Genomic DNA, 9,821 nt, shown 5'->3' on the forward strand with positions numbered 1-9,821 from the left:
GTATTTGCCTGGGCTATGCCAGCGGGCCGGTGTTGCAAGGGTTTGATTTGCAGCTGCAGCCGGGCGAAGTGGTGTCGATCCTCGGCCCCAGCGGCGTGGGTAAATCCAGCCTGCTGCGCGTGCTGGCCGGTTTGCAGGCGCCGCAGGGCGGTAGCGTGCAGGTGCTGGGCGAGCCGCTGGCCGGGCCGCATCCACGGGTGGCAGTGGCGTTTCAAGACCCCAGCCTGTTGCCCTGGCTGAACCTGGAAAAGAACGTCGCCTTTGGCCTGGATTTCGCCCGTCAGCCGCACTTGAGCCTTGAGCAGCGCCGCCAGCGCGTCGACCACGCCATTGCGGCGGTCGGCCTGGAACATGCGCGCCAGCAGTTTCCAGCGCAGTTGTCCGGCGGCATGGCCCAGCGCACCGCGTTGGCCCGTTGCCTCGCCCGCCAGCCGCAGGTGTTGCTGCTGGATGAGCCGTTCGGCGCGCTGGATGAAGTCACCCGCGCCGACATGCAGCGCCTGCTGCTCAAGGTCAATCGCGAGCAGGGTTCGGCGGCGGTATTGATCACCCACGACATCGACGAAGCGCTGCTGCTATCCGACCGCATCCTGCTACTGGGCAACCGCCCGGCGCGGACCTTGGGCGAATGGCGCATCGATTTGCCGCAACCGCGCGAAGAGCAGGTTGAAGCCATCGGCGCGTTGCGTATCGAGATTCTGAAAACCTTACGGCAGGCGAGCCGCCCTCAACCCAACCTCATTGATCAACAGGAGTTTTCACATGTGTCTGGATGACCTTACGCACTCGCGCCGTGACTTTCTCAAACTCTCGGCGGTGCTCAGTGCCGCCGGTGCCTTGCCGCTGCTCAGCAGCCTGCAAGCCCGCGCCGCCAGCGAGCCGGACGCGCCTGTACGCATCGGCTATTTGCCGATCACCGACGCCACGCCCTTGCTGGTGGCGCATAACAATGGTTTGTTCGAGGCCGAAGGCATCAAGGCCGAGCGCCCGGTGCTGTTGCGCAGTTGGGCGCAGGTGATCGAGGCGTTTATTTCCGGGCAGGTCAACGTGATTCACTTGCTGTCGCCGATGACGGTATGGGCGCGCTACGGCAGCAAGGTGCCGGCCAAAGTCGTGGCCTGGAACCATGTCGGCGGTTCGGGCCTGACGGTTTCGCCGGGCATTACCGAGGTGAAGCAATTGGGCGGCAAGTCGGTGGCGATTCCGTTCTGGTACTCGATCCACAACGTAGTGGTGCAGCAACTGTTCCGCGACAACGGCCTCACGCCAGTAGCGCGTGCCGCCGGGGCTGCGATTGCGGCCAATGAGGTCAACCTGATCGTGTTGCCGCCTTCGGATATGCCGCCGGCATTGGCGAGTAAACGCATTGACGGCTACATCGTCGCCGAGCCGTTCAACGCCCTGGCGGAAAACCTCAAGGTCGGCCGCGTGCAGCGCTTTACCGGCGATGTGTGGCGCAACCACGCCTGCTGCGTGGTGTTCATGCACGAGCATGACCTGACCAACCGCCCGGAGTGGTCGCAGAAGGTGGTCAATGCCATCGTCAAGGCGCAGGTGTGGACCCGTGATAACCGCGAAGAGGCGGTGAAGCTGCTGTCCAAGGACGGCCCGAACCGCTATACACCGCACGCCGAGCCGGTGTTGAGCAAGGTGCTGGCCCCGGCCGCCGCCGACCGTGCCGCGTACCTGGCTGACGGCGCGATCCAGCATGCCAACTGGGACGAGCATCGCATCGACTTCCAGCCGTACCCATTTCCCAGCTACACCGAGGAATTGGTACGGCGCTTGAAGGACACTTTGATCGAAGGCGACAAGAAATTCCTCGCTGACCTGGACCCAACGTTCGTGGCCAAGGACCTGGTGGACGACCGCTTCGTGCGCAATGCCATCGAGTCCGTGGGCGGCATGAAAACCTTCGGCTTGCCCGACGGTTACGAACGGCACGAGGAGATCGGCGTTTGAACAACGGCAGAATCCCTGGCTGGTGGCTGGGGCTGAGTGGTTTGGCCGGCTTGCTGTTGCTGTGGTGGTTGGGCGTGAAAGTGTTTGGCGACGCCGATGGCTTGTCGGCGCGCTTTTCCCTGGCGGCAACGGCAAGCAGCTTGTGGGAATTGCTCGGGCGCAGCGAGCTGTACCTGCACATCGCGGTGAGCCTGAAGCGCATATTCGTTGGGCTGTTTCTGGCCTTGTTGGTCGGTGTGCCGTTGGGGCTGCTGGTGGGCAGTTCGCGCAACCTGGAGGCCGCCACCACACCGGCGTTCCAGTTTCTGCGGATGATCTCGCCACTGTCCTGGATGCCCATTGTGGTGATGTTGATGGGCGTGGGTGACCAGCCGATTTACTTCCTGCTGGCGTTTGCGGCGGTGTGGCCGATCATGCTCAACACCGCCGCTGGCGTACGCCAGTTGGACCCGCGTTGGTTGCAACTGAGTAAAAGCCTGAGCACCACGCGCTGGGAAACCCTGCGACGGGTGATCATTCCCGGCGTAGTCGGGCATGTGTTGACCGGCGTGCGCCTGGCCATTGGCATTTTGTGGATCGTGCTGGTGCCGTGCGAGATGCTCGGGGTGAGCGCGGGGCTGGGGTATTACATCCTCGACACGCGTGACCGCCTGGCGTATTCGGAGTTGATGGCGATGGTGGTGGTGATCGGCTTGCTGGGGTTTGCGCTGGATGCCTTTGCGCGCTGGCTATATCAACGTTGGGTGCACGCAGGCTGACTGCAGGCGTCTCGCTTTGCTCACTGCAAAGCGAGACGCGCGTGGTGTCAGCGGTGCTCGTAGCCACGGCCGCCATCGTAGCGATGGTCGTGGTCGTGCCAGCCGCCACCGCCGCCACGTGGGAAAAAGAAGCAGCCGCTCATGGTCAACATGATCAGCAATGGAATCAACAGTGTGATTCGACGGAGCATTTTCAAATCCTCTAAAGTACCGACAGGTTCAATCAGGCGCGGAACAAGCCAAAATTTCTCAGCGCCTGTAACATATGACCCTGCCGAACCGGTGCCATCCCCGTAACCGGGTATGTGCTTGGCATGCTCGGCGATACAAAGTGGATACATTCTTAAGCTTCAGGAACCCGTCATGACCCAAAAGCAACGTTTGAAATATTCGATTCTGATCGCCCTGACAGTACTGGCGTCGATGTTTGGCCTGTCTTATCTGCAAAACACCGGCGTGATCAGCGAAAAAACGTTCCAGTACCTGGCGATTGCGATTGCCGTCGTGGTAGTGGTGATCAACGGCATCATGCGTCGCAAGGTCAAGCCTCACTTCTGATGCCTGCTGGAGCGCCGGGCGAAAGCGTCAGGCGCGACTGTCGAGCACTTTGGCAGCCTCTGCATGGAGGCTGTAGCTTTTATCGGCATTGAGGGTGATCACGCCCTCGCTGCACAGGCGCTTCAGCACCTCGCGCACACTGAGAAACGACAACGGAATGCCCAGTTCCAGCAAATGGCTGTGCACGCCGCGCACGCCCAATGTGCGCTGGTTGTCGGCAGCAGTGAGGAGGGCGTCAATGACCTTCAGCCGGATTAGGCTGGTGCGCAAACCGAAGCACTTGAGCAAATGGCGGATACGCTGGTTGCCGTGCTCCGGCGCTTTGCCGAACGCTTGTGCGCCGCCGCCGTAATTGGCGTCGGCAGCCGGTGAATGTCCATCCATGGGCGGTTGCGGGTTGTACATGCAAAAAACTCCTTATCAGAGCCTGATCAGGAAAATGATGGCGCTCTTATTTGAATAAGACGAACGAGCGAGCGAAATCATGAAGTCCTGGATGTAGAAATTTTGTCGGTATCCGCTTTGTCACACGTCGACCGCCCTTAAAAAACACCCGCTGCGGCTAAATTATTCCCGGTTGCCTGCGTTCTTACGGTGGGGTCGTTGCCCCTTGTAAGGGTGTCCAAATTGACTGTGGAGCTTGCGTGATTATTTCCAACCGGTTGTCCAAGGCGTGCGTGGCAGGGCTGTTGCTGGGGCTGAGCCTGAATGCTTCAGCGCGTGAACAGGTGACACAGGCTTCAGCCGATATTCGCCGCACCACCTTCGGCGTGCCGCACATCCGCGCCAATGATGAGCGTGGCTTGGGTTACGGTATTGGTTACGCGTATGCGCAAGACAACCTGTGCCTGCTGGCCAATGAAGTGGTCACGGTGAACGGCGAGCGTGCGCGGTTTTTCGGCCCGGACCAGGCGGCCCTCGAAGAGCGCAACAACCTGGCCAGTGATGTGTTTTTCAACTGGCTGAATACGCCCCAGGCGGTTGCCGCATTCTGGAAGGCGCAAACCCCACAGATGCAGCAGCGCATCGAAGGCTATGTCGCCGGCTACAACCGTTATCTGAAAGAGCAGGGCGCACCGACCCAGTGCCACGCCACCTGGGTGCGCCCGTTGGTCGTGGACGACCTGGTCAAGCTGACCCGCAGGCTGCTGGTGGAAGGCGGTGTCGGCCAATTCGCCGAAGCCCTGGTCGGCGCCACGCCGCCTAACGCGACTGCCGCTGTGCCGTCGAGCTTGAAGGCCTTTGAACTGGCAGCAGCCAATCAACAACGCTTCAGCCTCGACCGTGGCAGCAACGCCGTGGCCGTGGGCCGTGATCGTTCATTTAATGGCCGTGGCATGCTGCTGGCCAACCCGCATTTTCCGTGGGTCGGTGGCATGCGTTTTTATGAGATGCACCTGACCATCCCGGGCCAACTGGACGTGATGGGCGCAGCACTGCCGGGTTTGCCGGTGATCAATATCGGCTTTAACCAGCACGTGGCCTGGACCCACACGGTGGACACGTCCAAGCATTTCACGCTGTATCGACTGACCCTCGATCCCAAGGATTCCACGCGTTATCTGCTGGATGGGAAATCCATCGCTATGGAGCATCGTGTGGTGAAGGTCCAAGTCAAACAACCCGATGGCAGCCTCAAAGAGGTCACTCATACGGTCTACAGTTCGCAATTCGGCCCCGTGGTGCAATGGCCCGGCAAGCTCGACTGGGACAGCCACTACGCCTTCAGCCTGCGCGACGCCAACCTGGGTAACGACCGCGTGCTGCAACAGTGGTACGCGATGAACCGCGCCACCAGCCTTAAAGAACTGCAAACCTCGGTGCACACCCTGCAAGGCATACCGTGGGTCAATACCGTGGCCGCCGACGACCAGGGCCAGAGCCTGTACATGAACCTGTCGGTGGTGCCCAACGTCAGCGCAGCCAAACTGGCGCAATGCAGCGACCCTCGCGCCGGCCTGCAAATGATCATGCTCGACGGCGCCCACAGCGCCTGCGCCTGGGACGTTGACCCGCGTGCAGCGCAACCTGGCATCTTCGCTGCCGACCAGTTGCCGCAACTGCAACGCACCGACTACGTGCAACACTCCAACGACTCGGCGTGGCTGGCCAACCCCAAGTCGCCACTCACCGGCTTCTCCCCGGTGATAAGCCAGGACCACATCGGCCTCGGCCCGCGCGCACGCTTCGCCGTGCAGCGCCTGCAATCCCTGGAGAGGCAACCGATCAGCGTGGCCGACCTGCAAAACATGGTCATGGACAACGAGGTGTATCTCGCCGGACAAGTCATGCCAGACCTGCTCGAATATTGCGCCAAACATCTGGGCACTGACGCCGCCGCGCTGCAACCGTTGTGTACCAGCCTGAAAGCCTGGGACCAACACGCCAACCTCGACAGCGGCATCGGCCTGGTGCATTTCATTAACCTGGTCGAACACCTGCAACAAATCCCCGACGCCTGGCGCGTTGCCTTCGACCCGGCGCAGCCGTTGACCACACCCCGTGGCCTGGCCATCGACCGCGAGGACGTGGTCAAAGCCCTGCGCGAAGCCATGCTGGCCTCCAGTGAAGAGGTCAGTAAACTCAAGGCCACGCGCTGGGGCGACATCCAGGTCAGCGGCCAAACCCCCATGCACGGCGGCCCGCAACAGCTGGGCATCTACAACGCCATGCAAACCGTGCCCCGCGCCGACGGCAAACGCGAAGTCGTCAGCGGCACCAGCTACCTGCAAATCGTCACCTTCGACGACAAAGGCCCCCAGGCACTGGGCGTGCTGGCCTTCTCCGAATCCAGCAACCCCGCATCCAAACACGCCAAGGACCAGACCCAAGCCTTCTCCGAGAAAAAGCTGCGCGCGCTGCCCTTCACCGAAGCCCAGATCAAGGCCGACCCGCACTATCAGCAGCAGCGCATCCAGGAGTAGGGCAGGCCCGCAACCCCTTGATGGCTATACGAAATATTTTTGAAATCAAGGGGTTGCAGGTAAAAGCAAATACGTACATAATGGCGCCCATCGAACGCAACGAAGCATTTAAAACTTCAATGCATTCAATGAGTTAGAGTAGAGGCAGGGTTTTACAGCCCACTCAAGTTTTTATGCGGTGAATGTCAGCAGTCAGGACGTTGATCGTTTGAGGCCGAGTAGCAAAATGGTTATGCAGCGGATTGCAAATCCGCCTACGCCGGTTCGATTCCGACCTCGGCCTCCACTCTTGGAAACCCCGTAGATTAACGTCTGCGGGGTTTTTTATTGTCTGCGATTTCGAGCGGGATCTGCGGCCGCCTCTCTGGCAGACGTAGGCGTGATTGAGCATTGCTGCTCGCCCCGAGCTGGAGGGGGGGGGCGGCTGCTGATGTGTGGGGATTTGCCTGCTTTCCAGACATACACTAAGTATTTTTTACAAGCGCTTCATTCACAATGGTGATCTGTGCAAAAATAACCCGCTATACTGGAAGCTAAGTCGTTCAACGTGATTTAGGGGCCGTGGTAGCGAATGCTAGGTGAGGGATCATGGTTTATGCTCAAAAGAAATATAGATTCGAGGCGAATTATGATCGATCTTCATCGCTTGCTTCGACTATCAAAGAATGAAATATAACATGTCTGATAGTTTTGCTATGTGGCCGGATGCTATAGACGATCCAGATACTATTCACTATTGGATTAATAAGGTAGTGAGTGACGATGTCGCTTCGTTGGTTATTCAGTCTAAAGCATTTAAAAGGTTGCAAGATATATCTTTTCTTGGTGCCCTGGATTACACATATCCCGGTGTTGAGAAGATACCCAAGCAAAGTCGAAGTCGCGCAGAGCATTCGCTTCATGTAGCAGCACTTGCGGCCTACGTGGCTGAAAAGCGGAATTACTCATCGGATTTAAAACGGCAGCTTGTGATAGCAGCACTTTTGCATGATATAGGGCACGCGCCGTTGTCTCACAGTGCTGAGCCATTAATTAAGCAGAGAATAGGCTATGGGCATCATGAGGCAGGCGAGCAGATAATTGATGGAAAACAAAGTCTTGGAAAAGACCTTAGCTTAATTCTTAAGAGGTACTGCGACTTAGATTTTATCCACGCGCTTCTGAATATGAAGGGTGTCAAAGAAGATGGTGCGGATCTTTTTAATAGTCCAATAAATATCGATACTATCGATGGTATAACACGCTCGCATGCTTACTTTACTGGGTTTTCTTCGATTCATTCAACATTGATTTTTGCACATGCTTCATTTATAGAATCCTCAGTAAAAGATCATAATATTTTAGATGCTTTTTGGGTAATGAAGGAGCGGGTGTATTCAGGCCTAATTAATGATGAAATAGGACTCGTTTCAGATAGGACGAGTGAGGCTTTTTTTATTGATTCTCCAGTGCCTTTAGTCGAAGAGGATTTATATAAAAGCGAAAAAAGCTGGCAGCAAACACATAAGGCGTTATTTTTAAATCTTAATAAGATTTTGAAGCATAAAACCATTCCAAATTGCTTTTTGAATGAGCCAGTGCCCTTTGTGCATAGAAAGTATTTTATCGTGCGAGAACGACATGATAGTAGTCGCTATGGTTGTAAAAAAGAGCAAAAAGTAAAAGTTATTGTGCGGGAAACAGAAAGCACTAACACTCAGCAAATAATAAATTTAAATGGATTTATACATGAGCATTGATAGGTTTTCTAAGTTTTTGGCTGTTGATAAAGCATACAGATATTCTACTGAGATTTTAGGGTCGTTACGGTCTGAACTAGATAAGGTGCTCGAAATGAGCCCGGTTAAGGAAAGACTGACTATTGTTACAACCGGTTCTTATGGGAGGGGGGAAGCATCGGAGGAATCAGATCTTGATCTTTTTGTGTTTTTTGATTCTGAAGGCGCTGAAGATTGTGTATGTGCAGAAAAAAGATCTATAAGAACTATAGTCGAAAAATATATAAAAAAAGCACCCGGGGATACGGGGACGTTTGGTTCGGGTGTTGTGGTGAGCTTCAATGAAATGTTACAAAATTTAGGTGGAGATAAAGATTTTAACGATCTTTTGACCAGAAGAATGCTATTTTTACTTGAAGGCAAGTGGCTATATGGCGAAAGTCGATTTAAAGCCTACAGAACCGAGCTTTTGAATAAGTACGTTAAAGTTGGTGATCCAGATAGGCAAATTTCTCGCTTTCTTTTAAATGATATAATTCGGTATTATCGAACTATTACTACTGATTTTGAGTTTAAAGTTACCGAAAGCAACAAGTCCTGGGGGTTGCGTAACGTCAAGCTCAGATTTTCAAGAAAGTTATTATATTTTGGTGGCGTGATTTCTGTGGCGGAAACTGCCTTTGAAGGCCAGACGACAAAAAATGAAAAGTTAGCGGAGATTTTGGACAAAACTGTCTTAGAGCGAGTTCAAGATATAGGTGTCGATAATCCACATACGAATGAAATTATTGAAATATATCAAGAGTTTTTGCAGACAATAGAGTGTCCTAAAAATAGGAGTGTGTTGGAGTTGGTTACAAAAACCAATCGAGCAGAGTGTGATCTTTTTCTAAAAATGCGAGAAAAGAGTAAAGAGTTTTCCTTGGTTCTCGATAAGTGGTTGAAAGTGCAATACCCAGAAGAAACTCAGATACCTCATCCAATCCATAATGCTTTGATATTTTAAAAGGGTCATTTTTTTGATTTTGTATGTTCGCCATGGGGAGACGGATTATAATCTTCATGGTTTGTGGATGGGAAGTATTGACGCTCCTCTCAACGAGCAGGGGCGTACACAAGCATTAAATGTTGCAATCGAACTATGCAATTTTAGCATTGATAAGATTTATACCAGTCCTCTATGTCGCGCTCATGAAACTGCGATGATAATTGCGTCGAGACAATCTGTTTCGCCTGAACTGTTAATTTTACCAGGGTTGCAGGAGCGAGGATTTGGAGTCCTAGAAGGACGTCTCAAGACTGCTGAGAGCAAAAAAGATCTTGATAGCTGCCTCGGTGTTGAAAGTGAAAGTAACTTTCGAGTTCGATTAATGGAAAGTATGAGTGCTTTAGATGGCGTTGGCTTGGTGTTAATTGTTTCGCATTCAGCCGTTTTTCGATATTTAGTTGAGAAGTTAAATTTTTCACCAATCCCTAGTGTTGATAGTATTGCTAATTGCCAAGTGGTGGAACTAAGGCGCTCGGTAACTGAGGAGGAACGATAAGTTTAATTCAGTCTCTCAACTTGGTAGATTTCTTTATAAGATTTGGCTTTTACTACTTGGCTCTTTTTTTTGCGGGTGCCTTCATCTCTCCTTAATAGAAGTAGGTCTATTTTTTGTTGTCTAAGCTATACACTGGTAGGCTTTATAAGCTGAAATTCTGCGCCTACTGTGCGAAGGTGCTCATCATTTTCTAAGTTGGTTTAACTATGATTGTAGCTTTTTTATAGTTTTAGAGTGATTTAATTTGGTTTCACAAAAATTACACTTTCTCTACAGCTAACTAGCTGATAAATCTAAAGAAAAGTGAAAATTTACCGCCCTTGTTCTACTGTGATAGTTGCGAACACAAGACCAAAT

10 protein-coding genes and 1 tRNA gene are annotated in these 9,821 nt (G+C 53.6%); 9 read left to right on the forward strand and 2 right to left on the reverse strand.

Annotated features, from left to right (window positions below; translation table 11 throughout):
- Positions 1–2: 2 nt before the first annotated feature.
- From FEM54_RS15125 to FEM54_RS15135, 3 genes are read left to right on the forward strand one after another with little or no spacing between them, the layout of a single operon-like run.
- A complete protein-coding gene (locus FEM54_RS15125) occupies positions 3–776 on the forward strand; it encodes an ABC transporter ATP-binding protein (RefSeq protein ID WP_138451688.1) in 774 nt (257 codons plus the stop codon).
- Entirely contained in the window at positions 763–1,962 is a 1,200-nt protein-coding gene (locus FEM54_RS15130) for an ABC transporter substrate-binding protein (protein WP_138451690.1), read from the forward strand. The genes FEM54_RS15125 and FEM54_RS15130 overlap by 14 nt, the downstream gene beginning before the upstream one ends.
- Complete coding sequence (locus FEM54_RS15135) at positions 1,959–2,720, forward strand: ABC transporter permease (RefSeq protein ID WP_138451692.1); 762 nt, start codon at positions 1,959–1,961, stop codon at positions 2,718–2,720. Before FEM54_RS15130 ends, FEM54_RS15135 begins: the two co-directional genes overlap by 4 nt.
- Before the next feature lie 47 nt (positions 2,721–2,767).
- On the opposite strand, the gene FEM54_RS34045 is transcribed toward FEM54_RS15135, so the two are convergent.
- Positions 2,768–2,911: a hypothetical protein gene (locus FEM54_RS34045; protein WP_169986206.1), complete on the reverse strand. Its 144-nt coding sequence runs from the start codon at positions 2,909–2,911 to the stop codon at positions 2,768–2,770.
- A 172-nt stretch (positions 2,912–3,083) separates the two neighbouring features.
- On the opposite strand from FEM54_RS34045, the gene FEM54_RS15140 reads away from it, so the two are divergent.
- A complete protein-coding gene (locus FEM54_RS15140) occupies positions 3,084–3,278 on the forward strand; it encodes a hypothetical protein (protein WP_017138898.1) in 195 nt (64 codons plus the stop codon).
- 27 nt (positions 3,279–3,305) lie between these two features.
- Here the strand turns inward: FEM54_RS15140 and FEM54_RS15145 are convergent, their stop codons facing one another.
- Positions 3,306–3,683, reverse strand: coding sequence for a fe2+ zn2+ uptake regulation protein (locus FEM54_RS15145; RefSeq protein WP_099549681.1), 378 nt, complete (start codon positions 3,681–3,683; stop codon positions 3,306–3,308).
- Between the two features lie 239 nt (positions 3,684–3,922).
- Between FEM54_RS15145 and pvdQ the strand changes: the two genes are divergently transcribed.
- The 5 genes from pvdQ (at position 3,923) to FEM54_RS15170 (ending at position 9,464) form a co-directional block, all read left to right on the forward strand.
- On the forward strand, positions 3,923–6,202 hold the full coding sequence (gene pvdQ, locus FEM54_RS15150; protein WP_138451694.1) for a bifunctional acylase PvdQ: 2,280 nt from the start codon (positions 3,923–3,925) through the stop codon (positions 6,200–6,202).
- A 212-nt stretch (positions 6,203–6,414) separates the two neighbouring features.
- A tRNA-Cys gene (locus tag FEM54_RS15155) sits at positions 6,415–6,488 on the forward strand.
- Positions 6,489–6,879: 391 nt separating this feature from the next.
- Positions 6,880–7,941 (forward strand): HD domain-containing protein, encoded by a 1,062-nt coding sequence (locus FEM54_RS15160; RefSeq protein ID WP_171045846.1) that lies wholly within the window; start codon positions 6,880–6,882, stop codon positions 7,939–7,941.
- Positions 7,942–8,035: 94 nt separating this feature from the next.
- Positions 8,036–8,926, forward strand: coding sequence for a nucleotidyltransferase domain-containing protein (locus FEM54_RS15165; RefSeq protein WP_205894409.1), 891 nt, complete (start codon positions 8,036–8,038; stop codon positions 8,924–8,926).
- 19 nt (positions 8,927–8,945) lie between these two features.
- Positions 8,946–9,464 (forward strand): histidine phosphatase family protein, encoded by a 519-nt coding sequence (locus tag FEM54_RS15170; RefSeq protein ID WP_276614575.1) that lies wholly within the window; start codon positions 8,946–8,948, stop codon positions 9,462–9,464.
- Positions 9,465–9,821 lie beyond the last annotated feature (357 nt).

This window comes from Pseudomonas edaphica (assembly GCF_005863185.1).
GTDB classification, from domain to species: Bacteria; Pseudomonadota; Gammaproteobacteria; order Pseudomonadales; family Pseudomonadaceae; genus Aquipseudomonas; species Aquipseudomonas edaphica.